The organism is Mesorhizobium sp. EU05-FHT14A09 (genome assembly GCF_058790995.1).
Genome location: NZ_JBYTDF010000009.1, coordinates 14,055 through 38,587 on the forward strand (window position 1 = coordinate 14,055; position 24,533 = coordinate 38,587).

The following is a 24,533-nucleotide window of genomic DNA, read 5'->3' on the forward strand; positions in this document are numbered from 1 at the left end:
AAAGGTAGGACGTCCTACCTCTTGGAGGAGAGAGCGATGTCGGGCACTGCGACTGAGCGTGTCATGCAGTATATCCGCAGGCAAAAACTGGCGGTGGGTGACCGTCTGCCAGCGGAAGTGGACATATCCCGGATGCTCGGCCTCAGCCGCAACTCATTGCGCGAGGCCTATGCCGACCTGATGGCCAAGGGCCTGCTCAAGAACAAGCACGGCGTCGGCACATTCATAGCCAATCCCCCCATTCTCAACGCACTGACCGGCGCTCCCGGCTTCTGGAAGCTGATCGAGAACGCGGGAATGAAGCCGTCCTTCCGCGAGATCGTTCGCGGCGAAGCCATCGCTCCGGAAGAGATCGCCGCAATCCTTGGCCTGGCCGCCGAGAAGCCGAGCCAGCGCTTGCGCTGGTTGTTCCTGGCCAACGACCAACCCTGCATCCTGGTCGACCACTATCTCGCGCCTGGCGTGCCGCTGAATGCCTTCAACGCGTTGACCGAGCACAATGCGCTCGCCGCCATCGCCCCTTTCACCGTCGTCGATGGCGCATCACTCTCGACACGCACGTCCGCGATCAACGCAACCGACGAAATCGCCAACCTGCTCCAGGTAAACGAGGGAGACGCGCTCCTCTGGAGCACTGCCCTCGTGCATTCGGGCGATGGAAGCGTCCCCCTCGCCTCGCGCTCCTGGATGGTCCCGCATCTTCTGAACAGCCATCAGGTGATGGCGCTCGCACCCGCTCATTTCCAGGGGAATGCCGCCCCTGCGCCGGAGGACGAACCGAAATGACCCGCTTTGCAAAGACTGTCCTTAGCCTCGTATCAGCCTTCTGGCTCTTCTCGGCGCAGATGTCCGTGGCACAAACCCTTGCGCCGGTGCGCTTCGGTGTGGACGCCTACACCACCGGCTCCCAGATATGGATCGCCAAGGAAAAGGGCTTCTTCGAGAAGGAAGGGATCGACGCGCAGATCACCACCTTCGCCACCGGCGTCGAAGCGATCGATGCGCTTCTGATCGGCCGCGCCGACATGGCGGTCGGGCTCGACTTCCCCATCGTGTCCCGCATGCAGGGCGGCAAGCTCACCGTGCTTGCCGGCATCTTTCACAGCATGCCGGGCTTCCACAAGCTGGTTGTCAGCAACGACATCAAGCAAGCCAAGGATCTGGTCGGCAAGAAGATCGGCATCGCCACCGGCACCGCGCAGCATCTGATCACGATCAAATATCTCGAGGAAAATGGAATCCCCGAGGACAAGGTCGAGATCGTCGGCTTCACCAGCCTCATGGAGATCGTCGCTTCGCTTCGTTCCGGCCGCATCGACGCCGCCTTCGTCTGGGCTGACGGCACGCAAAGAACGATCGACGGCGGCAAGCACTACGTGCTGACCGATGACGCCGCCGCCAAGCGCAGCAGCAGCGCCTATATCGTTGCCCAGACCGATTTCACGCAGAAGCATCCAGAGCTGACGGTGGCGACGCTGCGCGCGCTTGACGCGGCAAGCCAGTTCATCGCGCAGAACAAGGACGAGGCAGCAGGCCTCATCGCCAGGAACACCCGTGCGCCGCGCGAAACCATGCGCGATCTGCTCAACTACAACGAATTCGCACTCGCGCTCACGGACTATGAGCGCAGCGGCTTCAACGAGGTTGCCGACTTCCTCGCCAGGACCAAGTCGCGATCGGTCAGCTTCGACAAGGGCGTAAACCCGGAATTCCTCGAAAAGGCGGCACCCGGCCTGGTCAAGCTGGGCAATTGAGCGGCACGATCATGACAGGCATTTCAGCAAACGAGCCCGACCAGCCGGGCGCCGCGCCGGCGGTCGTCTTCGACAAGGTCGGCATGGCCTATCCCGGCCAGAAGGCCGGCAGCGAACTGATCCTCGCCGACCTCTCGGTGACCGTTGCGAAGGGAGAGTTCTTCGTGCTCGTCGGGCCGAGCGGCTCGGGCAAGTCGACCCTGCTCAAGATCGTGGCCGGAACCGAAAGACAGACCGAAGGGCGGGTCCTGGCCAATGGCCAGCCCATTTCAGGGCCGGACCGGCGTCGTGGCATGGTGTTCCAGTCCATCGAAGAACCACTGTTCCAGTGGCTTAACGTGGCGGAAAATGTCGGCTTTGGTCCGAGCGTCGCCGGCAAGCCCGGCGTCGAATGTCGCGCCATCGCGCAACATCACGTCGACCTGGTCGGCCTGCGCGGACATGAGCAGAAATTTCCGCATGAGCTTTCCGGCGGCATGAAACAGCGCGTGCAGATCGCCCGCACCCTGGCCGCCGAACCGGAATTGATCCTGTTCGACGAACCCTTCGCCGCGCTCGATGCGCTGACGCGCCGCGTCCTGCAGAAAGAGCTGACACGGATATGGCGCGAGACCGGCTGCACCATGGTCTACGTCACGCACGACATCCGCGAAGCGGTGTTGCTGGGCCAACGCGTCGCCGTCATGAGCCGGGGGCCGCGCGCCAACATCACCCGCATCTACGACATCGACCTGCCCTATCCGCGCGACGATCTCGACGGCCGTTTCGCCGATGCCGTCAAGGCCATCGAAGGCGACATCGAGCGGGAAGCGGCGTCGCAATGGGAACTAAACTGATGCCATCCTATGCCTGGTCGGCCCTGAGTGTCGCCGTCTTCATCATCCTGTGGCAGGCGGCTTCGACCTGGCTGGTCGATCCCATGTTCCTGCCCACGCCTGTCGCTGTGTTCAACGGCGCGACGCAGATGCTGTCGGAAGGCGTATTGACCCAGTCGGTACTGGTATCGATGACGCGCATTCTCTCGGGTTGGCTCATCGGCAGCGCCATCGCCATTCCAATCGGGCTCGCGGTCGGGGTCTCGCCTGTGGCGCGACACCTGGTCGACCCGTTCATCCACTTCTTCCGCTTCGTCCCGGCCATCGCGCTGGTGACGTTGTTCATCATCTGGTTCGGCGTCGGCGAGATGTCGAAAATCATCCTGATCGCCTATGCAACGGCCTTCATCGTGATGGTCAATACGGCAAGCGGTGTGTCCTCGATCTCGCAGGACAAGCTGAATGCCGCGCGCTGCCTCGGCGCAAACAGGAAGCAAGTGTTCTTCCGGGTGATGATCCCGGCCTCGTTACCCTCGATCTATGTCGGCATGCGGCTGGCGCTCGCCTCTTCCTTCCTGGTGATCGCGGCGGCCGAAATGCTCGCTGCCGAAGCGGGGCTCGGCTACATCATCTGGACCTCGCGCCTCTACTTCCAGGTCGACTGGATGTTCGCCGCCATCATCGCGCTCGGTCTCCTGGGCTTCGCCACGGACAGGCTCTGGCGGCTGCTCGGACGCACGCTGTTCAAGCGCTATCTCAGAGGCGTCACCGGCTACTGATCCAACCCGGCTGGCCCCGCGCTCACCCGGGTCCAGCCGTCATTCCTGATACGTGGGCCTCAGACGTGGGACAGGTTTCATGATTTCCGAATTTCGGGGCCGCATTGGCCGCACGCACCACGAATCCGAGCGCGACTACGCGGACATTCCGACAGGCCCGGCGGGCAAACCGAACGTGATCTATGTCGTGCTCGACGACGTGGGTTATTCCGACCTCAGCTGCTTCGGCTCATCGATCGATACTCCGAATTTCGATGCGCTCGCCGACACCGGCCTGCGCTACAGCAACTTCCACACGACAACGCTGTGTTCCCCCACGCGCGCCTGCCTGCTTACCGGGCGCAACCACCATTCCGTCGGCATGCGTTATCTGGCCAATACCGACATGGGCTGGCCATCCGGGCGCGGCGCCATCAGCCATCGCGCCGGAACACTGGCCGAAATGCTGAAGGCGCAGGGCTACGCGACCTATGCGGTCGGCAAGTGGCATCTGGCGCCGACCGAAAACGCCAATGCCGCCGGCCCCTTCGACCAGTGGCCGCTCGGCCGTGGCTTTGAACGCTTCTACGGCTTCATGAACGGCAGCACCGACCAGTTCCACCCGGAACTCTGCCAGGATAACCAGCAGGTCTCCCCGCCCGCCACGCCTGAGCAGGGTTATCATCTGTCCGACGACCTTTCAGACCGCGCGGTCCGCTACATCGCCGACAAGATGGCGATATGGCCGGACAAGCCGTTCTTCCTCTATCTCTGCTATGGCGCGGGGCATTTTCCCCACCAGGCCCCAGGGCCGACGCTGGCGAAATATCGCGGCCGCTTCGCCCATGGCTGGGATGAGGAGCGCGTGCGCAGACTGGCCAAGCAAAAGGCCATGGGCCTCGTGCCCGAAGCCACCGAACTGCCCCTGCCCAATCCTGGTGTTCGCGCCTGGGCGGAGCTTGACGGCGACGAGCGCGAGGTTTCGGAACGCATGCAGGAGGCCTATGCCGCACTGCTCGACCACACCGATGCGGCATTCGGCAAGCTGCTCGACTTCCTCGACCGCACCGGCATACGCGACAACACGATCATCGTGCTGATTTCCGACAACGGCGCGTCCACCGATTGCGATCCGGACGGCACGACGAACGTCTTGCGCTGGTTCAACCGCCTGCCGGAGGACTATTCCGTTTCGCGCGAAAGCATCGCCGACATCGGATCGGCGCGCAGTTCCGGCAACTATCCCTGGGGCTGGGCGCAGGCCTCCAACACACCGCTCAAGCTCTACAAGAGTTTCACCCATGGCGGCGGCGTCCGCGATCCGATGATCTTCTCCTGGCCGGCAGGCATTGCCGACAAAGGTGGCGTTCGCACGCAATTCGCGCATGTGACCGACATCACGCCGACAATCATGCAGATCTGCGGCGTCAATGCCCCCGACACCATCAACGGCGTGGCACAGATGCCCATTCACGGAGAAAGCTTCGCATATACGCTGGACGCGCCCGATGCGCCGACCGTCAAGCAGTCGCAATATTTCGAGATGTATGGGCATCGCAGCATCTGGCATCGCGGCTGGAAGGCGGTAACGCAGCACAAAGCCGGAAGCGACTTCGACAGCGAGCGCTGGGAGCTCTACCATCTCGACGAGGATTTCTCCGAGATACACGACCTCTCCCGCGAAAAACCCGAAAAGCTGGCCGAGATGAAGGAACGCTGGTGGGCCGAAGCCGGTCGCTACGGCGTGATGCCGCTCGACGACAGCGACACGCTGTTCAAACCACCTTTCCGACCCGGCGCACCGCGCTGGCGTACCGAATGCAGCTTCTTCCCACCGATCTCCGCCATTCCCGCGGAGGCAGCCCCGATGACACAGGATGTCTCGCATCGCATCACGATCGCGATCGAGCGTGACGACACGGACCAGGGCGGGACACTCGTCTGCTTTGGCAGTTGCCATGGCGGCTATGCGATCGACATCATCGACAACCGGCTGGTCTATACCTACAACCACGCCGGTTTTGAAATCAGCCGGATCGTTTCGAAGCGCGAGGTTCCGCCCGGTGCAACAAACGTCGCCTTCGTGTTCGAGAAGACCGGAACACTCAAGGGACGCGGTCGCCTGATCGTCGATGGCCAGGCCGATAACGAACACCAATTCGAGCGGACACTGCTCAGGCTGTCACTGTCGCAACTGACATTCGGGCGCAGCAATCCGGAACCTGTGGACCCGGAGCGACGGACAAGTCCGGATTTTGCCGGACGGATCATGCGCATCGACTACGCCATCGGCGAAGATCGCGACGTCGTGCCGATGAGCCTGGATGTGGATTGACCAGCTCCGCAGACAGTGCGCGGCGCAGGAAATTATTGCCCGCGACGGACCGGACCGGAAGATCGAGGCCGGCCGTCCACAACAGGTCCTTCGCTCACGTGAGCATGCGGTGGCGAGCCTTGGCCGAGCGCTCGATGGCCGCCACCGTCAGCGTGTCGAGGTCGAGCGCGCGGCGGATGAGCTGCAACACGCGCACCTCTTCCAGCCGCATTTCGAGGTCGACGGCAGCAACTTCGAACGCCGCCGCATAGGCGGTGTCGTGCAGCCGCTCCGGCAAGGCCTTGGCGGCCTTGGCAAGCACCCCATCCAGCCCATCCTTCTCGTGCAGCAGTTTCTGGCACTTCTGCGCGACCGCCACCAGCTTGTTGTGGCTGAAGTCCTCGAACACCGGCCATGACGAGACCACATCGCCGATCCGCGCCAGTTCCACATCGGTCATGTCGCGATCCGAAGCCGAAGTGATCACCATCAGGTGGATCAGGGCTTCATGCGGATTGAGGCCAGGCATCATGTCTCCGTTCGGTTTGGCATTGGCTGGCTTGAAACCAGCAATGCCATTGGAGCTAAGAATGAACAAAGGCAGCAACAAGGAGAAATGTCCGCAAGCATCGCGGCAACGCGTTTTTCCAGCCTGAGCACCGACGAACGGTGTCAGTCTATCCTGTCCCAGCCTGCAGATCTGGTCAGAAGCTCAACAACGGCATCATTGAGCCTCTCGCTGTTCTGGCCGTTCGACATAACGACATAGCCGCGTCGGAGAGCAGGAGCTGCGGCAAAAACAGCGCCGAACCCTAGGTTGACGCCAACGTGCCCGATGTTTCCCGCCCTGGAGACAAACAAGCCGAGGCCAGCTTTTTCGATGACGGGTGTGATCATCTGCTTCGCCAGGCGAGACGGCAGAAGCGCATCAGCCGCATCGTCCAGGGATCTCAGCACGGCACAGATCGCGCGCGCCATATCGGCGGCAGTCGTCCATAGACCAGCCGCCGCCTGCTCTGGGTAGAGGCGATACCCTCCTTCGATAAGCGTGCCTTGGCCATCATGCCCCAGGGCCAGGTCGATCTCGTGCGGCGGCTGCGCGAGGCTCGATGAAAGCATGCCGAGAGGGTCGAGGACGCGCTTTTCGACGGCGAGCACATAGGACAGGCCGGTAACGTCAGCGACCAGTTTTTGCAACACGGTGACCCCGCCACCCGAATAGGCAAAACGGCTTCCGGGATCGTATTGAATGCGTATGCTCGGCGAGTTGGCGGGGCGAATGCCATCGAGTATCTCGCTGACGTTGGGAAGAGAGCGAAATCGCTCATAGCCGCGAAAGCCGGGCACGTTGACACCCCCGGAATGCGACAGCAGCATCCGGGTCGTTACGCTTCCTGCGTTGTTGTGGCCACCGAGTTGCCAGCCTGTAAGACGTCCATTGACGGGCTCGTCCAGATCAAGAACACCATCCCGCACGAGCGTCAGGACGCACAGGGCGTTGATGGTCTTGCTGAGCGAGGCCGCCTGAAAACGCGTTGTCGGGCTGATCGACGCTCGAATTCCCGCTGATCGGCTACCCAGCACACCTGCACTGTGAACGGCGCCATCTGAAATGCGAGCCCACGACACGCCGGGCACCGCAAAACGGCGCATTTCCATCTTGATCTGCTCTTCAAGGTCGGACAGCCGAGCAGCCCCAAGCACATGTTTTGGCGAGAGTGCCAATATGCCGGCAGTGGCAAGAGATTGACCGAGGACGTCGCGCCGGGTTTTCATTGTTCAGGTCACTGTTCAGTTCAGGCCATCCGACACTTTTGTTTCGAGCAAAGCAAACCTCATTGCCCGGAGATTATGCCGATGATGCGTGCTTTTGATCCCGATGCGGTGCTGACCCTGCCACTGATGGCAAACCTTTCGACGCTTGCCGAGGACGGTGCGCCGCGCAATGCGCCGGTCTGGTTCATATGGGAAGAAGGTGTGTTGTGGATGCTCGGCGACGAAGGCGGCAGCTCGGTCACCCGTCTGCTGCGGGAGCCGCGATGCGCGGTCGAGATCGTGCATTTCGACAATGCCGCCGGCGTGCTGCTGCATTGCGGCCTGCGTGGATCGGCGACAGTCGAAACCTCGTCACCGGCACGTTTCCATCGCCTGCTTCTGAAATATCTCGGCCCGCGGGAGCACTGGAACGACTGGTTCATCGACACCATCGCCAAGACCGAGGACCCGGCCAACCGGATGATCCGGCTGCAGCCGGCAAGCATTTTCACCAACAACGTCTCGTTTTTCCGGACGGGCCCGGATTACGCCTGGCCATGATACCGGCGCGCGCCTGAAGGGATCGCAGACAGGAGAAAGCCGTGGATCATGACCTGAACCTCATCCGGGGACTGGAAGAGGAACTGTTCAAGCAGAGCGTTCGAGCGTCCAGACCCGCCGTCAGCGCGCTTCTGGCGGACGATTTCGTGGAGTTCGGCAGGTCGGGGCGGGTCTACGACAAGCAGGAGATCGTGCTCAGTCTTGCCGCGGAAGCAAACGATGCCGCGCCGGAGCTGGCGGCCAGCGGCTTCAAACTGAAATCGCTGGCCGACGATGTCGTCCTGCTGACCTACCGCACGCGCCGGGTCGACGGCGATCAGGCCTTGCACACGCTGCGAAGCTCGATCTGGAAACGTTCCGACGGCGCCTGGCGGATGATGTTCCACCAGGGCACGCCGACACGCGAAACCTGACGCTTCGGCGCGTCTCGACGCCAGATCACGGATGCCAGCTGTCGTCTCCTTCGCCGTTGTAATAGAGGGCGCCCTCTGGCGAGGCGTCCTTGCCCGGCCGTTTCATGTTGGCAAGGCTATCCTTCGGCGGCTTGTTGCCGGCGGCGTCCATCGAGAACTTCAGGTTGGGATCGTCCGGCGCGCGGCCGACGGCCGTCATGGCAGGATCGGACCAGTGATACGTCTCGCCCATCGCTTCCTCCTCGAAACATGTCTCATCAAGCCTGCCCGAAAACCGGTTTTCCACCGGTCTGAAGGCATGCGACCTCATTCGCGGTGCGCCGCCTGCGGAAACCTGCCGCCCAGGACGCCGGCCTTTTCGACAACAAGATCGGCCTCGGTGCTGCCTTGCGTCGCACGGATGCGGACCGGGATCGATTTATAGGCCGGCGTGCGGCTTTCCGGATCGTGATGGTCGAGGGCGACCAGTGGCTGCGCTTCCGGATAATAGGCGCCGCAGCATCCGTCGGGCAGGTTGTATTCGACGAGCGTCAGCCCGCGCACGATGCGATGATCGCCGGCATGGTCGAGCGCCGTCAGGACATCGACGACATCGCCCTCCTCGAAACCGAGACGCTCCAGTTCGCGCGTGTTGATGAACAGCACGTCACGGCGTCCGAAGACGCCACGGTAGCGGTCGTCGAGCGCATAGACCGTGGTGTTGAACTGGTCGTGGGAGCGCAGCGTGGTCAGGTTCAGCACAGCCGGATCGGTGCTGGCGCCATCTTCCTGGAGGCCGGACGCGATCAGGAAATTGGCCTTGCCGGTTTCGGTCTTCCACACGCGCTGTGCGGCGGCATTGGGCAGGTTGAAGCCGCCAGGAACCGCGACCCTGGCATTGTAGTCTTGGAAATCCGGGAAGACGGCTTCGATCTTGTCGCGGATCAGGTCGTAGTCGGCGGCCATCGCATCCCAGTCCACCCCGCCCTTGCCCTTCAGCGTCGCCTTGGCGATCTGGGCAACGATCCAGGGTTCGGACCTGACGTTGGCGCTCGGCGGTTTGATGAAGCCGCGCGAGGCATGAACCATCGACATGGAATCCTCCACCGTCACGAATTGCTGGCCGCCGGCCTGCGTGTCGATATCGGTGCGACCGAGACAAGGCAGGATGAAGCTGTTGCGGCCAACCAGCAGATGCGTGCGGTTGAGCTTGGTGGTGATGTGGGCGGAAAGATCGAGCTTGCGGAACGCCTCGGCGCAGGCATGCGGGTCCGACGAAGCGACGGCGAGGTTGCCGCCCAGGCAGATCAGCGCCCTGGCGGAGCCATCGCGCATCGCCGCGACAGCATCGATGACGGAATGGCCGTGCGCGCGCGGTGGCTCGAAACCGAACACCTGCCCGAGACGGTCGAGGAAGGCTTCGCCGGGACGCTCCCAGATGCCGACGGTGCGATCGCCCTGGACATTGCTGTGTCCGCGCAGCGGGCAGAGCCCGGCGCCCGGCCGGCCGATATTGCCTTTCAGCAGCAGGAGGTTGACGAGCTGCTGCACGTTGCTCGTGCCGGTGCGGTGCTGGGTGATGCCCATGCCGTAGCAGATGATGGTGGCCTTCGATCGGGCATAGGCGTCCGCCACGCTTTCCAGATCCGCCCGGGAAAGGCTGCTGGCCCTTTCGATATCGGCCCAGGCTGTCGCCGCCAGGTCGTCGGCGAAGGCATTGAAGCCGAATGTGTGCTCGTCGAGGAAGCCATAGTCGAAGATCGGCTGCTGCCCGGCGGGCTGGGTCAGTTGGTCCAGCGCCAGCAGCGCCTTGCAGATGCCCTTGATCGCGGCGGTGTCGCCGCCGACCTTGACCTGGAAATAGGTGTTGGCGATGGGGGTCGACGTCATCGTCACCATCTCGACGACGGACTGCGGCGACTCGAACCGCTCGAGCGCTCGTTCCTTGAGCGGATTGAACACGATGATCTTGGCGCCACGCTTCTTCACCTGGCGCAGGGTGGCCATCATGCGCGGGTGATTGGTGCCCGGATTGTGCCCGAAGGACAGGATCAGGTCGGCATGGTCGAAATCCTCCAGGCTGACCGTGCCCTTGCCGACGCCGATCGACTTCGGCAGGCCGACCGAGGTGGCCTCATGGCACATGTTGGAGCAGTCGGGGAAATTGTTGGTGCCGTAGAGCCGAACGAACAGCTGGTAGAGAAACGCCGCCTCGTTGGAGGCACGGCCGGACGTGTAGAACTCGGCCTGGTCAGGATGGTCGAGCGCATCGAGACCGGCGCCGATCTCGGCAAACGCCGCGTCCCAGGCGACCGGCTCATAGTGATCGGTATCGGGATTGTAGCGCAGCGGCTCGGTGATGCGGCCCTGGTCCTCCAGCCAGTAGTCGGATTTCGTCCACAGTTCGCGAACGCTGTGCTGCCTGAAGAACTCCGCGCCGATGGTCTTGGTGGTCGCTTCCCAGGCCACCGCCTTGGCACCGTTCTCGCAGAACTCGAAGGATGCGGTGTGCTTGGGATCGGGCCAGGCGCAGCTCGGGCAATCGAAGCCGTCGGGTTTGTTCTGGCTCATCAGCGCACGTGCGCCGCGCGCCACCACCTGCTGATCCTTGAGGGCGAGAGCGACCGCTTTCAGCGCTCCCCAGCCACCGGCTGGTCCCTTGTAGTCGGCAATGCCTTCAGGACGTTTCTTCGTCATTGACGGATCTCCTGCGATTCTGCCCACCGCGGATCGCGGCGCGTTGCAATTCCGTGCACGAAATTTGCCTTGCCCGCGCGGCCGCCCTTTCAATTCGAGCAATCGCTAATTTATTTCTCCCTTTGATATCAGTGTCTTATCTAAGGGCACCTGCCCGGTCCGATCATTGTGCTTACCCCAGCGCGGTGATGCAACGCCAAAAATGCAATCGATACGGAATCACGTCATGCCCGTGGAAAATCGGGCACCCGCAACATCGCGCCCCAATTGAGCCTCAGACGTACCCCACACCCCGGCGAGATCAGGTCAACGGCCCGTCACGGGCGGCGCTTTCAGGGGGATGTCATGGTCGACGTGTCAGGAAGACTACGCATTGCCGTGTTGTTCGGCGGGCGCTCGGCCGAGCATGATGTTTCACTGCTTTCGGCGGCCAATGTCATGAAGGCGCTGGCGCCTGAGAAATACGATCCCGTCCCGATCTTCGTCACCCGTGAAGGCCAGTGGCTGCTGAGCACCTATGAAAACGGCACGCTGGCGACACCATCCAGCGGCACCGAGCTTTGCCTGCTGGCGGGCAGGCATGGGCGGGCGATCGCCCTGCCCAAGGACGACGTGCCCTACGAACTGCCCAAGATCGACATCCTGTTTCCGGTCCTGCACGGTCTTCCTGGCGAGGATGGCGCGGTGCAGGGCATGGCCGAGGTGGCCTGCGTGCCGCTGGCCGGGTGCGGCATACCGGGTTCGGCCAACGCACTCGACAAGGACATCGCCAAGCGGCTGTTCAACGCGGCCGGCGTGCCCGCCGCGCAATCGGTCACCATCCGGCGCGGCGCCGCACCGGCCTTCGATGGATTGGAGAAGGCGCTCGGGCTGCCGATCTTCATCAAGCCGGCGCGACAAGGCTCCTCGGTCGGCATCAGCAAGGCCTCGACACGAGCGGAGTATGAGGCCGCCCTGTCCGAAGGTTTCCGTCATGACGACAAGCTGCTGGCCGAGGCGTTCGTCAAGGGACGCGAGATCGAATGCGCTGTCCTGGAGAATCCCGACGGCACGCTGTTCGTATCGCGCACCGGGGAGATCACCCCGGCCGAAAGCCATGGCTTCTACAGCTATGACGCTAAATATATCGATGCGGACGGGGCAGCCTTGAGGGTGCCGGCCGACATTCCCGCGGGCGTCGAGGACGAAATCCGCGCCCATGCGGCGACGGCGTTTCGTGCGCTCGGCTGCGATGGCATGGCGCGCGCCGATTTCTTCGTCACGGCGGACATGCGCATCTTCATCAACGAGCTGAACACCATCCCCGGCTTCACCGATATCAGCATGTATTCCAAGGTGATGGCGGCGAGCGGCGTCAGCTACCCCGAAATCATCGACCGGTTGGTCGCGCACGGCATGGCGCGCGCGAACCGCGCTTTGTGAGGGCTGGGGCGAGGCCAATCGCAGAGGCTGCGAAGCCCCCTCTCCGTCTCGGGCTTCGCCCGAGCCACCTCTCCCCCGCCTTCGGCAGGGGCGAGGAACCGCTGTGGCAACGCCGGCGCTTCTCCAGCCTGGTGTTCCTCGCTCCCATGAAATGGGGGAGAGGTGGATCGCCCGCAGGGCGAGACGGAGAGGGGGATCACGCACCCGCCATCCGCACCACGACCTTGCCCTTGGCGCGGCCGGCCTCCAGATAGGCGAACGCTTCGCCGATTGCAGCAAAGGGGAACACCCGGTCGATGACCGGCTCCAGTTTCTTGCGCCCGATCAGGTCGCCAAGTTCGGCGAGCTCGCTGCCGCTCGGATGCATGAACAGATAGCGATACGAGACGCCGTGCTTCCTGGCTTCGGCGCGCAGGCTGAACGATGCCAGCCAGAACAGGGTGGCCAGCCCGACACCACGGCCGAGGTCCTTCAGTGCCGTCTGGGGTTCGGGCATTCCGGCGATCGAGACCACCTTGCCGCCGCGCTTCACCACGGAAAATGTTTGCTTAAGCGTCTCGCCGCCAAGCAGGTCGAAGGCGCCATCCATGTCGCGCACATGATCCTCGAACTTCTGCGTGGTGTAGTCGATGACCACGTCGGCACCCAGCCGTTCGACGAGCGCCCTGCCGCGCGGCGATGCTGTGGTGGTGACCTCGGCCCCCAGATGCTTGGCCAACTGGATGGCGAAGGTGCCGACGCCGCCTGCCCCACCGGGAATGAAGATACGGCTGCCCTTCTTCGCGCCGAGTTCATCGCGCAGCGCCTGCAGCGCGGTGAGCCCGGCCAGCGGCACGCCGGCGGCGCTTTCGAAATCCAGCGATGCCGGCACGGCGGCAAGGAGATCGGCGGGAACGACCGCATAGTCCGCGAAGGCACCCATTGCCGCCTTCGGCATGCGGGCGAAGATCCGGTCCCCCTTGGCGAACGCCGTCACGCCCTCGCCCGGCTCCTCGACCACGCCGGCCAGTTCGTTGCCCATGATGGCCGGCAGCGGGTAACGGTGGATGACTTTCAGCTTGCCTTCGCGGGTCTTGAAATCGACCGGGTTGAGCCCCGCCGCAGCGACTCGCACCAGCACCTCGCCGGGCGCAGGTCGAGGCCGCGGCATCTCGCGCAGTCCGGCGGCTTCGGCACCGCCATAACCCGTCATAACAAAGGCCTGCATTGTGCGCTCGCCGGATGCCATTTCGCCCGCCTGGAACGTGAACCGAATTGCGAAGTCAAAATGACACTGGAAACAACCAGTTGCTAGTGTCCGATGGTTGAGGTGAATTTCAGCACCTGGACAGCGGGTGGAGGAAGAATGAACGTCATCAAGCTGACGCCGGAGGCGGCGAATGCCCATCTGCCGGTCCTGGTCGAGATGCTGATCCAGAGTGTGCAGGACGGCGCTCTTGTCGGATTCGTCTGGCCGCTGGAAGCGCTGCATGCCCGAGATTTCTGGGAGGGCACGATCCGCTCGACCAGCAACGGGGAGCGCCTGCTGATCGGAGCCTTCCTCGACAACCGCCTTGTCGGCACCGTGCAGCTCTATCTCTCGCCGGAGCCGAACGCGCCGCACCGCGCCGAGGTCTACAAGCTTCTCGTGCATCGCGACTTCCAGCGTCAAGGCATCGGCGCCGCGCTGATGGCGGAGGTCGAACGCCTGGCCAGACGGCACCGGCGCAGCCTGCTGCTGCTCGACACTGTGCAGGGTGGCGCCGGCGAACGCCTGTATCGCCGGCTGAACTGGCGCGAGATCGGCGTGGTTCCGCATCACTTCAACGATCCTTACGGAAGGCCGAAAGCCTCCGTCTATTTCATGAAGCATCTCGAACTGGGCTAGTCAGGTTCCAGGTACCAGTTCGAGTGACCGTCGCTTCCAACCGATGCCGGCGAATGCGATGCCGGCACAGATTGCCAGGGCGATAGCTGTGCACAAAGCCGACCACGTGCCGATCTGTCCGAGCAGGAAAGCAAAGACAAAGGGCGCCACTGCGGAGGCCAGTAGCCGGGCAGCGGATATCTTGCCCAACAGCGCGCCGTAGCCGTCAGAGCCGAACAGATGCAGCGGCAACGAGCCCTGCACGATGCTTGTCAGACCGGCGCCAAGCCCAAACAGAATAGCAAAGGCAATCGCCCCGATGAAAGACGGCGCGCTGGCAAGCAGCACCGCCATGCCTACGACCAGCAGCGAGGCCGATATGACGGCGAGGAAAAGCGGCGATACCGTTTTGCCGAACACCATGTTGGCAAAGCGGCTGAAGACCTGGGAAGGTCCGAAGACTGTTCCGACCAGAACCGCACTGGCTCCCAGGCCAACTGTCGTCAACAGCGGTACCATGTGGATGAGAAGAGCCGACAGCACGAAGCCCTCCAGCGCGAAACCCGTTGCCATCAGCAGAAAAGCCCTGGGACGATCTTCGGTCGGTATGGTTCCGATCACGACGTCGGCCTTGGGCAAGGTGGCTGCAAGCCGTCGATCGGCTTTCATGATCGATGACAGCCACAGATGGATCGGCAGGCAGACCAACAGGTTGATGCCTGCAAAGACGAGATAGACCTCGCGCCAGCTCATATGCTGCTGCAGCGCCGAAGTGACGGGCCAGAACAATGTCGATGCGAACCCCGCGATCAGGGTCAGGTGCGTGATGCTTCGCTGCGCATTCTGAGGCGTGATCTGAACCAGCAGCGCAAAGGCTGCGTTATAAAGAACGAATGCCGAAGCGACTTCGACGGCAACAAGCCCCGCAACAAAAGTGATGCGCTCGGGTGCGAACGCACACAGGACCAGCGCGACGGCAGCGATGACCGAGCCGAGCGCCATCATCTGGCCGGCACCATATCGGTCCATCCATCGGCCGATCGAGGGAGCGGCAAGCCCTCCCAGAAGCAGCGAGGCGGAAAAGGCTCCAAACACCCATTCGGTCGACCAGGAGAAGTCGCGCGCCATCTGCGGCGCAAGGATCGAGAAACTGTAATACAGCGAGCCGTAGCCGATGATCTGCGTCAGACCGAGACCCCAGATGATTGCGGCGCGCCGGCGATCAAATGAAAAGGCCATCTTCCATCTTTCCGAAGTTCAAATTTCCCGCCCAACCGTCAGTGTCACCTTGTGACCTTCCGGACTTGCCGCAGGCGTCCTGGTGACCGAGAGCCAGTCGCTGGTATCGGCGACATCCGCACGTGTCGATTTCTCGGCGTGCTCCTTGCGCTCACTGTAGCGGTCGGTGAGATAGGCCGAGACATCGCGGGTGAGCAGCGTGAACTTGACCAGCTCTTCCATGACATCGACCACGCGATCGTAGTAGGAAGACGGTTTCATGCGGCCCGCGGTGTCAAACTCCTGATAGGCCTTGGCGACCGAGCTCTGGTTGGGAATGGTCAGCATGCGCATCCAGCGGCCGAGCACGCGCATCTGGTTGACGGCATTGAAGGATTGCGATCCGCCGGAAACCTGCATCAACGCCAGCGTGCGCCCCTGTGTCGGCCTGATGGAGCCAACAGAAAGCGGAACCCAGTCGATCTGTGATTTCATCACACCGCTCATCGCGCCGTGCCGCTCGGGGCTGCACCAGACCTGGCCCTCGGACCATAGGGATAGCTCACGCAATTCCTCGACCTTGATATGATCGGTCGGCGCACCGTCCGGCAAGGGCAGGCCGGCGGGATCGTATATTCGGGTCTCCGCACCGAGACTCTCCAGCAGGCGGGCAGCCTCCTGTGTGAGAAAGCGGCTGTAGGACCGCTCCCGCAAAGATCCGTACAACAGGAGGATGCGCGGCTTATGCACGGAGAAGGGTCGCGACAACGCCGCCGCATCGGGAAGACGGAAAGCTCCGTCCAGGAGATTGGACAGCTCAGACAATGCGGTTTCCTTCCGCATCGATGACAGGTTCGCCATCCTCCTTCGTGAAAGGCCCTTTCTGAGGAAGCGGGAGAATGTCGAGAACCTGCTCGGATGGACGCGACAGGGTCACGCCCCAAGGAGTCACCACGAATGGACGATTGATCAGGATCGGATGCTCGAGCATGAAATCCAGAAGCCGATCGTCGCTCAGCGTCGGATCGTCGAGGCCGAGATCCGCATAAGGCGTGCCTTTCTGCCGGATCGCTTCGCGTACGGACAGGCCTGCCCTTGAAATCAAATCCTTGAGCACATCCCGTGTCGGCGGTGTCTGGAGATATTCGACAACCGTCGGCTCGACCCCGGCATTGCGGATAAGCGCCAGCGTGTTGCGCGAGGTGCCGCATTCCGGATTGTGGTAGATGGTGACATCCATCATGCAGTCCTTTCGCTTTGTTTGGCAGCGACTGCGGTGCCGCGCTCATACCAGGGCTTCGAGCGGTTCACGAGCCAGACGACCGACAGCATCACCGGCACCTCGACCAGCACGCCGACGACAGTGGCAAGCGCAGCGCCCGAATTGAAGCCGAACAGGCTGATGGCCGCGGCAACCGCCAGCTCGAAGAAATTGGAGGCGCCGATCAGCGCCGAGGGAGCGGCCACGCAATGCTGCTCGCCGCTGACGCGGTTGAGCAGATAGGCAAGCCCGGCGTTGAAATAGACCTGGATCAGGATCGGCACGGCCAGCAGCGCGATGACCAGCGGCTGGGCGATGATCTGTTCGCCCTGGAAGCCGAACAGCAGCACCAGCGTTGCCAGCAATGCGACGAGGGAGATGGGCTGCAGGACCGCAAGCAGCCGATCGAGCGCAGGCTGCCCACTCTTGGCCAGCAGGTACCGGCGCATGAATTGCGCCGCGATGACCGGGATGACGATGTAGAGCACGACCGAAAGCACCAGCGTGCCCCATGGCACGGTGATGGCCGAAAGGCCGAGCAGCAGGCCGACGACGGGCGCGAAAGCGACGACCATGATGGCATCGTTCAGCGCCACCTGCGACAGCGTGAAATGCGGCTCGCCTTTGGTCAGGTTCGACCAGACGAAGACCATCGCAGTACAGGGCGCGGCGGCCAGGATGATCAGCCCGGCAATGTAGGAATCGATCTGGCCGGCCGGCAGATAAGGCCGGAACAGCCAGCCGACGAACAGCCAGCCGAGCAGCGCCATCGAGAACGGCTTGACCGCCCAGTTGATGAACAGCGTCACGCCGATGCCGCGCCAGTGACGGCCGACCTCGCCGAGCGCGGCGAAATCGATCCTGAGCAGCATCGGCACGACCATCAGCCAGATCAGCGCCGCCACCGGCAGGTTGACGCTGGCGATCTCGGCCGAGCCGACAGACTGGAACAGGCCTGGGAAGAGATGACCGAGCAGCACGCCGGCGCCAATACACAGGCCGACCCACAGGGTCAGATAGCGTTCGAATGTGGTCATCGCTCAGGCCGCCGGCGCGTTCTGGTGCAGGACTGCCGATGTCGCGCCCTCGGTCGAACCGATCCGTTTCAAATGATGCTGAAGAGCGAGGCGATCGATCGAGGCGTGCGGCAGGTTGAGGAAAGCGTCGATGCGGTTCTTCATGTAGCGTGCGGCGGTGGAGAAGGCGCGTTCCCTGTCGATATCAGAGCCTTCGACCGCGGCCGGATCCTCGATGCCCCAATGTGCGGTCATCGGATTGCCGGGCCAGACCGGGCAGGCTTCGCCGGCGGCACTGTCACAGACGGTGAAGACGAAATCCATCTCCGGTACGCCGGGCACAGCGAACTCGTCCCAGCTCTTGGAGCGGAAACCTTCGGTTGGATAGTCGAGCGCGGCGAGCACCTTGAGTGCGAAGGGGTTGACGCCGCCCTTCGGCTGGCTGCCGGCCGAATAGGCCTTGAAACGGCCGGCGCCTTCCTTGTTGAGAATGCTTTCCGCCAGGATCGAGCGGGCGGAATTGCCGGTGCACAGGAACAATACGTTGTAGACGTGGTCGCTCATTGGACGATGTCCTTGGATGGGCTGCAGCAGGTGGCTGCGGTGACGACGGGGGCGCAGACTTCCGGATGGCCGCCGCAGCAATCCTCCATCAGAAACCGGATCAGGCCGCTCAATGCCTCGTATTCGGCGCTGTAGATGATCGAGCGGGCATCGCGCCTTGCCGTGGCAAGGCCCGCCCGCTCCAGCTCCTTCAAATGGAACGACACGTTCGAGGCCGACACTTCCGCCTTCTCGGCAATGGCGCCGGCGGCAATGCCTTCCGGACCGGCAACCACCAGCATGCGCAGGATACGCAGCCGGGTCTCCTGCGACAGGGCACCGAATGCCGCGAGGGCTTGACGTTCATCCATATTTCAATAATCCTAAAAGTATCAAAATGAGGATTAACGCAGATGAATGCGATTGGCAACGTCAATGTTTCGGCATCGGCTGACGACATCACCATCGGTGAATTGCTGGAGGCGCTCGGCCAGCATCCGTCGAGCCTGCTCACCTTTCGCTATGAAGGGCGCAAGGTGCGCAAGGGCTATCACGTGACGGAGGTGAAGGCCGGAAACTTCGCCGGTCTCGACTGCGGTGCCAATCCGGAAGCCTGGACGGAAATCTTCGTGCAATTGTGGGATGTCGATGACGCGCCGGAGCAGATGACGGCCAGGAAGTTCGCCGCGATCGTCGGCAAGGTCACCGACCACCTTTCGCTCGACCGCAGCGCCCGGCTGACCTTCGAGGTGAGCGACGGCGTGCAGCCCATGCAGTTGCATCGTGCAGCCGCGCCTTCGCTGGGCGAGGTCGAGATCATCGTCGAGCTTTCGCCTCGCCCGGCGAGCTGCAAACCGCGCGACCGCTGGCTGGCGGAACAACAGGCTGCGAGCTCCTGCTGCGGACCGGCAGCTTCGCCGTGCTGCCCATAGAGACATCAAGGAAAAATGCCCGAAATCGTTGACGCCTCGGTGCGTCACGGAGCGGAATGCATCGTAATCAATCCGCTCCACCTCTTGCCTTGCGCATGATCGTGATCCGAAAAGTCTTCAACTTTTCGGGATCATGCTCTAGAGCAGACCGTCCGGCAGCGTGGCCGGGCTTGTTTCAGGGCATCCATCATGGCCATTTCCAATTCGATCGATCTCAATCCCGAACTGCTTGCCGCTGCCGTCGAGAGCAAAGCCTGGCCGTTCGAGGAAGCCAAAAAGATCGTCGAACGCTACAAAGGCCGCGAGTTCCCCGAGACCGTTCTGTTCGAGACCGGCTACGGCCCGTCCGGCCTGCCGCATATCGGCACCTTCGGCGAGGTGGCGCGCACGACCATGGTGCGCCATGCCTTCCATGTGCTGACCAAAGGCGAGGTCAAGACCAAGCTGCTCTGCTTCTCCGACGATATGGACGGCATGCGCAAGATCCCGGAAAACGTGCCGGACCGCACCGCGCTCGAACCCTATCTGCAGATGCCGCTCACCGTCGTGCCGAACCCGTTCGGCGGCGACTACAAGAGCTTCGGCGACCACAACAACACCATGTTGCGCCGCTTCCTCGACACGTTCGGCTTCGACTACGAATTCGCCAGCGCGACGGAATATTACAAGTCGGGCCGCTTCGACGAGATGCTGCTGCGCGCTGCCGAGAAATACGATGCCATCATGAAGGTGATGCTGCCGACGCTGGGTGAAGAACGCCAGGCGACCTACAGCCCCTTCCTGCCGATCTCGCCAAAGAGCGGGCGCGTGCTCTACGTGCCGATGAAGCATGTCGATGCCAAGGCCGGCACCATCACCTTCAACGACGAGGACGGCACCGAGACGACGCTGCCGGTGACCGGCGGCGCGGTGAAGATGCAGTGGAAGCCGGATTTCGGCATGCGCTGGGCCGCACTCGGCGTCGATTTCGAGATGTTCGGCAAGGACCATCAGACCAATGCCGTCGTCTATGACAAGATCTGCAACATCCTCGGCGGCCGCGCGCCGGAGCATTTCGTCTACGAGCTGTTCCTCGACGAGAACGGCCAGAAGATCTCGAAGTCGAAGGGCAACGGCCTGACCATCGACGAATGGCTGACCTATGCGACGACCGAGAGCCTCGGCCTCTACATGTTCCAGCGGCCAAGGCAGGCGAAGAAGCTCTATTTCGACGTCATCCCGAAGGCGGTCGACGAGTATTATTCCTTCCTCTCGGCCTATCCGCGCCAGGAGTGGAAGGAACGGCTCGGCAATCCGGTCTGGCATATGCATGACGGCCACCCGCCGGTCGTCGACATGCCGGTGTCGTTCGCGCTGCTGCTCAACCTGGTCAGCGCCTCGAACGCCCAGAACAAGGACGTGCTGTGGGGCTTCATCTCGCGCCATGCGCCTGGTGTGACGCCTGCCTCGCATCCCGAGCTCGACAAGCTGACCGGCTATGCGATCCGCTATTTCGACGACTTCGTGAAGCCAACCAAGGTCTACCGCGCCGCCGACGACGTCGAACGCGACGCGCTGGCCAGGCTTTCGGAGACGCTCGGCGCGCTGCCGGCCGGCTCGAACAGCGAAACGATCCAGAACGCGGCGCTCAACGTCGCGCGCAAGATCGAGCGCTACCAGGATCACAGCAAACAGAGCCCGGAAGGCGGGCCTGGCGTGTCGGTCGCCTTCTTCCAGATGATCTACCAGGTGCTGATCGGCCAGGAACGCGGCCCGCGCTTCGGCTCGTTCGCCGAGCTCTACGGCATCGCCGAGACGCGCGCGCTCATCGACCAGGCGCTGGCGGGAAAACTGGCGGCCTGAGCAAGGTGGATGCCGGTCGCCGGCATCGCCCCTCACCTGTCTGCCGGCATCCTCTCCCCGTATAGTGACGGGGAGAGAGCCGCTGCCGCCCAGGGTTTCGCCAATCACCAAGCTTGCAGAATGAGCGCCTTCGCCGGCTCCAGCCTCCTTCTCCCCGTTCACGGGGAAAAGTGCCCGGCAGGGCGATGAGGAGCAGCGCCGCGCTATCTGTGATAGTCAGCCCGCATTTCTCACTGCCCAGGCGCTGGCGGGAAAACGCGCAGCGTCGGATCGCCCCCGAGGGCCACCCCGGCGGGCGGCTGCCAGATCGACGGCGAATTGTTCTGCGACTGATCGTTCGGCGCATCGAGCCCTGAACTGTCGATGATCGAGCCCGGTATCGCTTCGGGCGCTGAAACAGGCGGCGGGGCTGGCGGCAGGCCGGTGCCCTCGGGCGCCTTGCCGAAGATGCCGCGCTTCTCCGTCTTCGCCTTTTCGCCGGCCTCCGCGTAAGGTCCACCGGCAGTGGGCCGGGCCCAGCCATTGGAAACCAGCCACTCGCCGACATCGATCTTGCCGATGTGGCAAGCGGCGGAGATCAGGTCGCGGCCACCTTCCGGCGGCACCACGCAATTGACGGCACGCTGTCTGATCAGGGCGCGGAAGGCGCCGCGTGCGCGCACGCCACAGGGCCATGATTTGCCGGCTTCATCGGTGCAGGTCTCGTCCTCCGGCAGGATTTCGACACCGGAGACAGCGACCGAATAGCCCTTGGCCTCGAGGCGACCCGCAGCCGGTGCCACCGCCTGGTAGAGCGGCGTGCCTTTCCATTTGTCCGGCATCGGCGGCTTCTTCGGCTGTGCCAGCGAAAGCTTGCTCAGCGGCGCGCGCGGCTCGATGCGCTCCAAGGCGCCGGGATCGTCCGGGGGCGCCGCCATCATCGGATCGATCGCGCGCGACGCCGCCTGCGCCTGTTGCTGGATGGTCTCTGCCGACGGCGTCGGCTGCTGGGGCGTAGCCTGCAGTTTCATGGGCACAGGGCTTTGAACCTGCCCTGACTGCTGCGGCTCGACAGGCGGCAGCCCATTTGCCGGCTGCCCGGCGGGTTCCGGTGGCGGAGCGGCGTCCGTGCCGGCCGGCTGGTCGGTGGCGGGCTGATCGCCCAGCATGTCGAGGGTCGGCACGTCCTCGCTCGATATCTCGACCTTGGCGCCTTCACCGGTGATGCGTCCGCCCGCGATGATGGCGGCGGCGGAAGCGCCGAGCAGCAGGATGGCAAGCACTGCGGGAAGCGGTTTCATGCCGCCATCCTACTGGCTTGCCCAGACGATGCGCGCCACCCACTCCACTTCCACCATCGGCAGGTCGCGGTTGGGATGGTCGGGATTGAGCGACAGCAGCGAGATGGTGCGCGCCGTCTGGCGTTCCAGCACCTTGGCCATGACTTCGCCGGCGCCGGTCTTGACGACGACACGGTCGCCACGGCGCACGGCGGCACCCGGCTCCACGATCAAAACGTCGCCATTGCGGTAAAGCGGCATCATCGAATCGCCCTGAACCTTCAAGGCATAAGCCGTATCGGTGGATTGCGCCGGCAATTCGACGAGGTCCCAGCCCTGACCGACCGGGAAGCCGGCATCGTCGAAGTAACCGCCGGCGCCGGCCTGCGCGAAACCGACCAGCGGCACAGCTGCGCTGGAGCCATGCGGGCGCGCCTGCCTATCCTGGATCAGCCCCATGAACTCGTCGAGCGTCGCGCCCGTCGCCTCCATGATCTTGGCCAGCGACTCGGTCGAGGGCCAGCGCGGACGCCCGTCGGACGACTGCCGCTTCGACTTGTTGAAGGCCGTGGAGTCAAGACCGGCGCGCCTGGCGAGCCCGGAAGCCGACAGCGAATACCGCTCCGCCAGGGCATCTATCGCGGCCCAGACACGATCATGCGAGAGCACGGTTCGCTCTCCTCAAACAGGAAAAAATACCTTTCCGTTGTAGCCACGCGAATCGGGCTTGTCCACCGCAAGCGTTGCCAAACCCGCCGACAATGATTACCCCGCTGTCCGCTATTTGGGATTTCTGGTGCTGAAACACGATCAAGGTCGCGCAAAGCCGTTTCGTGGACGATGATGGCGACCGCTTCGCCAACCGCCCGTGCAGACTTCATGCTCTTCATCCCGCTTCCCTTCGTCGTCGCCATCCTGCTGCTGATCCTGTTTGCCGCCGTCGTCCGACGCGACGACGACGCGCCACCGAACATCCCGTTTCTCGTGCTGATCCTGCTGGCCGCGTTGCAATCGGTGCTGCTGGGGCTGCGATGGGGTTATGGCATCGGCAGCGTCGGCGTCATTCTTCCCGTCATTGCAGCCATAGTGCCGCCGCTCGTCTATGCGGGCGTGTCGGGCATGGTCCGCAACAGCACACTCTCGATATCCCTGCGGATCGGCCTCGGCCTGATCCCGGCCGCTGCCATCGTGTTGCTGATGGTCCTGTGGCGTGATGCCATCGACCTGGCGATTGCGTCGATCTTCACCGGCTACGCCATCGCGATACTGCTCTTGATGCGCCCGGGCGCCGATGCGCTTCGCCTGGCGCCCTTCGAGAATGCCGGGCCGGCCTATCGGGCAAGCCTCTTTGCGGCATCCGCGCTGCTCATGTCGGCGATGATGGATGTTTTCGTCTTTGCCGATTTTGCCTGGACACGGGGAACGCATGCCCCGCTGCTGATCACCATCGCAAATCTGGCGTTGCTGGCCGCATTGTCGATCGCGGTGGCGACCGCTGGCCGCCGAGGCATGCCGGCACAGGCAAGCGAAGCGCTGCCGAGGCTGGAACAGGCGGAAGACAGGGAAACGCTGGCGGCAGTCCAGACACTCATGGAGACCCGGCACGTCTATCGCGACGTCGATCTCAATCTCGATCGGCTGGCCCGCAAGACGGGAATTCCGGCGCGGCAGATTTCCACGGCGATCAACCGGGCGACCGGCAAGAACGTCTCGCAATATGTCAACGACTACAGGATCGCGGAGGCTTGCAGCCTGCTTGCCGAGACCGCGAAGCCGGTAACCGAAATCATGTTCGACGTCGGCTTCCTGACCAAATCCAACTTCAACCGCGAATTCCGGCGCGTCACCGACAGGACGCCGCTGAGCTGGAGGCAGGCGAAGGCCGGGACAGCCTGAGAGGAAGGCTTCGAACCCGGGTCCGCGCATCGTTGGTGCCTTGGTGCGTCCTTCGAGGCTCGCCCATATAAGTTGTTGGCAGAATTCCAACGCCTTGCGGGCTCGCACCTCAGGATGAGGGCGGTTGTGCCATTCGGGTGCCGAATTCTGAAATGTCTCAGAGCTTTGGTGCCGTTGTACAGCGGTCCTCATCCTGAGGTGCGAGCCCGCAAGGCATTATAATTATAGCGAAAAATTATGCGGCGAGCCTCG

Annotated in this window: 25 protein-coding genes; 12 read left to right on the forward strand and 13 right to left on the reverse strand. The window is 63.1% G+C overall.

The window, feature by feature from the left end; all coding sequences use genetic code 11:
• Positions 1-36 precede the first annotated feature (36 nt).
• From AC3WTO_RS24260 to AC3WTO_RS24280, 5 genes are all read left to right on the forward strand, one after another.
• Positions 37-786, forward strand: a complete 750-nt coding sequence (locus tag AC3WTO_RS24260) for a GntR family transcriptional regulator (protein WP_492463696.1) — start codon at positions 37-39, stop codon at positions 784-786.
• A complete protein-coding gene (locus AC3WTO_RS24265; protein ID WP_492463695.1) occupies positions 783-1,754 on the forward strand; it encodes an ABC transporter substrate-binding protein in 972 nt (323 codons plus the stop codon). Before AC3WTO_RS24260 ends, AC3WTO_RS24265 begins: the two co-directional genes overlap by 4 nt.
• 11 nt (positions 1,755-1,765) lie before the next feature.
• Positions 1,766-2,590 carry an ABC transporter ATP-binding protein gene (locus AC3WTO_RS24270; protein ID WP_492463694.1) on the forward strand — a complete coding sequence of 275 codons (825 nt, stop codon included), beginning with the start codon at positions 1,766-1,768 and terminating at the stop codon, positions 2,588-2,590.
• Entirely contained in the window at positions 2,590-3,348 is a 759-nt protein-coding gene (locus tag AC3WTO_RS24275; RefSeq protein ID WP_492463693.1) for an ABC transporter permease, read from the forward strand. Before AC3WTO_RS24270 ends, AC3WTO_RS24275 begins: the two co-directional genes overlap by 1 nt.
• A 79-nt stretch (positions 3,349-3,427) precedes the next feature.
• Positions 3,428-5,662 (forward strand): sulfatase-like hydrolase/transferase, encoded by a 2,235-nt coding sequence (locus AC3WTO_RS24280; RefSeq protein ID WP_492463692.1) that lies wholly within the window; start codon positions 3,428-3,430, stop codon positions 5,660-5,662.
• Positions 5,663-5,756: 94 nt separating this feature from the next.
• Here the strand turns inward: AC3WTO_RS24280 and AC3WTO_RS24285 are convergent, their stop codons facing one another.
• Together AC3WTO_RS24285 and AC3WTO_RS24290 are read right to left on the reverse strand one after the other, a co-directional pair.
• Positions 5,757-6,170, reverse strand: coding sequence for a tellurite resistance TerB family protein (locus AC3WTO_RS24285; RefSeq protein WP_492463691.1), 414 nt, complete (start codon positions 6,168-6,170; stop codon positions 5,757-5,759).
• 143 nt (positions 6,171-6,313) lie between these two features.
• Complete coding sequence (locus tag AC3WTO_RS24290) at positions 6,314-7,417, reverse strand: serine hydrolase domain-containing protein (protein ID WP_492463690.1); 1,104 nt, start codon at positions 7,415-7,417, stop codon at positions 6,314-6,316.
• 81 nt (positions 7,418-7,498) lie between these two features.
• Here AC3WTO_RS24290 and AC3WTO_RS24295 point away from each other — a divergent pair, with 81 nt between their 5' ends.
• Both AC3WTO_RS24295 and AC3WTO_RS24300 read left to right on the forward strand, forming a co-directional pair.
• Positions 7,499-7,957 carry a pyridoxamine 5'-phosphate oxidase family protein gene (locus AC3WTO_RS24295; RefSeq protein WP_492463689.1) on the forward strand — a complete coding sequence of 153 codons (459 nt, stop codon included), beginning with the start codon at positions 7,499-7,501 and terminating at the stop codon, positions 7,955-7,957.
• A 41-nt stretch (positions 7,958-7,998) separates the two neighbouring features.
• Complete coding sequence (locus tag AC3WTO_RS24300) at positions 7,999-8,370, forward strand: nuclear transport factor 2 family protein (protein ID WP_492463688.1); 372 nt, start codon at positions 7,999-8,001, stop codon at positions 8,368-8,370.
• 25 nt (positions 8,371-8,395) lie between these two features.
• Here the strand turns inward: AC3WTO_RS24300 and AC3WTO_RS24305 are convergent, their stop codons facing one another.
• Together AC3WTO_RS24305 and AC3WTO_RS24310 are read right to left on the reverse strand one after the other, a co-directional pair.
• Positions 8,396-8,602: a hypothetical protein gene (locus AC3WTO_RS24305; RefSeq protein WP_492463687.1), complete on the reverse strand. Its 207-nt coding sequence runs from the start codon at positions 8,600-8,602 to the stop codon at positions 8,396-8,398.
• 74 nt (positions 8,603-8,676) lie between these two features.
• Positions 8,677-11,046, reverse strand: coding sequence for an FdhF/YdeP family oxidoreductase (locus AC3WTO_RS24310; RefSeq protein ID WP_492463686.1), 2,370 nt, complete (start codon positions 11,044-11,046; stop codon positions 8,677-8,679).
• A gap of 345 nt (positions 11,047-11,391) precedes the next feature.
• Between AC3WTO_RS24310 and AC3WTO_RS24315 the strand changes: the two genes are divergently transcribed.
• Positions 11,392-12,468 (forward strand): D-alanine--D-alanine ligase family protein, encoded by a 1,077-nt coding sequence (locus AC3WTO_RS24315; RefSeq protein ID WP_492463685.1) that lies wholly within the window; start codon positions 11,392-11,394, stop codon positions 12,466-12,468.
• A 196-nt stretch (positions 12,469-12,664) separates the two neighbouring features.
• Here the strand turns inward: AC3WTO_RS24315 and AC3WTO_RS24320 are convergent, their stop codons facing one another.
• The gene (locus AC3WTO_RS24320; protein ID WP_492463684.1) at positions 12,665-13,675 is read right to left on the reverse strand and encodes an NADP-dependent oxidoreductase; all 1,011 of its coding nucleotides are present in this window, start codon (positions 13,673-13,675) and stop codon (positions 12,665-12,667) included.
• 138 nt (positions 13,676-13,813) lie between these two features.
• Here AC3WTO_RS24320 and AC3WTO_RS24325 point away from each other — a divergent pair, with 138 nt between their 5' ends.
• Positions 13,814-14,335, forward strand: coding sequence for a GNAT family N-acetyltransferase (locus AC3WTO_RS24325; RefSeq protein WP_492463683.1), 522 nt, complete (start codon positions 13,814-13,816; stop codon positions 14,333-14,335).
• On the opposite strand, the gene arsK is transcribed toward AC3WTO_RS24325, so the two are convergent.
• From arsK to AC3WTO_RS24355, 6 genes are read right to left on the reverse strand one after another with little or no spacing between them, the layout of a single operon-like run.
• The gene (arsK, locus tag AC3WTO_RS24330; RefSeq protein ID WP_492463682.1) at positions 14,336-15,553 is read right to left on the reverse strand and encodes an arsenite efflux MFS transporter ArsK; all 1,218 of its coding nucleotides are present in this window, start codon (positions 15,551-15,553) and stop codon (positions 14,336-14,338) included.
• A gap of 18 nt (positions 15,554-15,571) precedes the next feature.
• Positions 15,572-16,375: an arsenical resistance protein ArsH gene (arsH, locus tag AC3WTO_RS24335; RefSeq protein WP_492463681.1), complete on the reverse strand. Its 804-nt coding sequence runs from the start codon at positions 16,373-16,375 to the stop codon at positions 15,572-15,574.
• On the reverse strand, positions 16,350-16,772 hold the full coding sequence (gene arsC, locus AC3WTO_RS24340; RefSeq protein WP_492463716.1) for an arsenate reductase (glutaredoxin): 423 nt from the start codon (positions 16,770-16,772) through the stop codon (positions 16,350-16,352). The genes arsH and arsC overlap by 26 nt, the downstream gene beginning before the upstream one ends.
• A complete protein-coding gene (arsB, locus tag AC3WTO_RS24345; RefSeq protein WP_492463680.1) occupies positions 16,772-17,830 on the reverse strand; it encodes an ACR3 family arsenite efflux transporter in 1,059 nt (352 codons plus the stop codon). Before arsB ends, arsC begins: the two co-directional genes overlap by 1 nt.
• Positions 17,831-17,833: 3 nt before the next feature.
• The gene (locus AC3WTO_RS24350) at positions 17,834-18,373 is read right to left on the reverse strand and encodes an arsenate reductase ArsC (protein WP_492463679.1); all 540 of its coding nucleotides are present in this window, start codon (positions 18,371-18,373) and stop codon (positions 17,834-17,836) included.
• A complete protein-coding gene (locus AC3WTO_RS24355) occupies positions 18,370-18,723 on the reverse strand; it encodes an ArsR/SmtB family transcription factor (RefSeq protein ID WP_492463678.1) in 354 nt (117 codons plus the stop codon). Before AC3WTO_RS24355 ends, AC3WTO_RS24350 begins: the two co-directional genes overlap by 4 nt.
• A 42-nt stretch (positions 18,724-18,765) precedes the next feature.
• Here AC3WTO_RS24355 and AC3WTO_RS24360 point away from each other — a divergent pair, with 42 nt between their 5' ends.
• Both AC3WTO_RS24360 and AC3WTO_RS24365 read left to right on the forward strand, forming a co-directional pair.
• Positions 18,766-19,284 carry a DUF6428 family protein gene (locus AC3WTO_RS24360; RefSeq protein WP_492463677.1) on the forward strand — a complete coding sequence of 173 codons (519 nt, stop codon included), beginning with the start codon at positions 18,766-18,768 and terminating at the stop codon, positions 19,282-19,284.
• Positions 19,285-19,473: 189 nt separating this feature from the next.
• A complete protein-coding gene (locus tag AC3WTO_RS24365) occupies positions 19,474-21,126 on the forward strand; it encodes a lysine--tRNA ligase (protein WP_492463676.1) in 1,653 nt (550 codons plus the stop codon).
• Between the two features lie 230 nt (positions 21,127-21,356).
• Here AC3WTO_RS24365 and AC3WTO_RS24370 read toward each other — a convergent pair whose 3' ends face one another.
• Both AC3WTO_RS24370 and AC3WTO_RS24375 read right to left on the reverse strand, forming a co-directional pair.
• A complete protein-coding gene (locus tag AC3WTO_RS24370; RefSeq protein ID WP_492463675.1) occupies positions 21,357-22,406 on the reverse strand; it encodes a thermonuclease family protein in 1,050 nt (349 codons plus the stop codon).
• A 9-nt stretch (positions 22,407-22,415) separates the two neighbouring features.
• Entirely contained in the window at positions 22,416-23,054 is a 639-nt protein-coding gene (locus AC3WTO_RS24375; RefSeq protein ID WP_492463674.1) for a S24 family peptidase, read from the reverse strand.
• Between the two features lie 171 nt (positions 23,055-23,225).
• Here AC3WTO_RS24375 and AC3WTO_RS24380 point away from each other — a divergent pair, with 171 nt between their 5' ends.
• On the forward strand, positions 23,226-24,281 hold the full coding sequence (locus AC3WTO_RS24380; protein WP_492463673.1) for a helix-turn-helix domain-containing protein: 1,056 nt from the start codon (positions 23,226-23,228) through the stop codon (positions 24,279-24,281).
• The last annotated feature ends 252 nt before the right edge of the window (positions 24,282-24,533 follow it).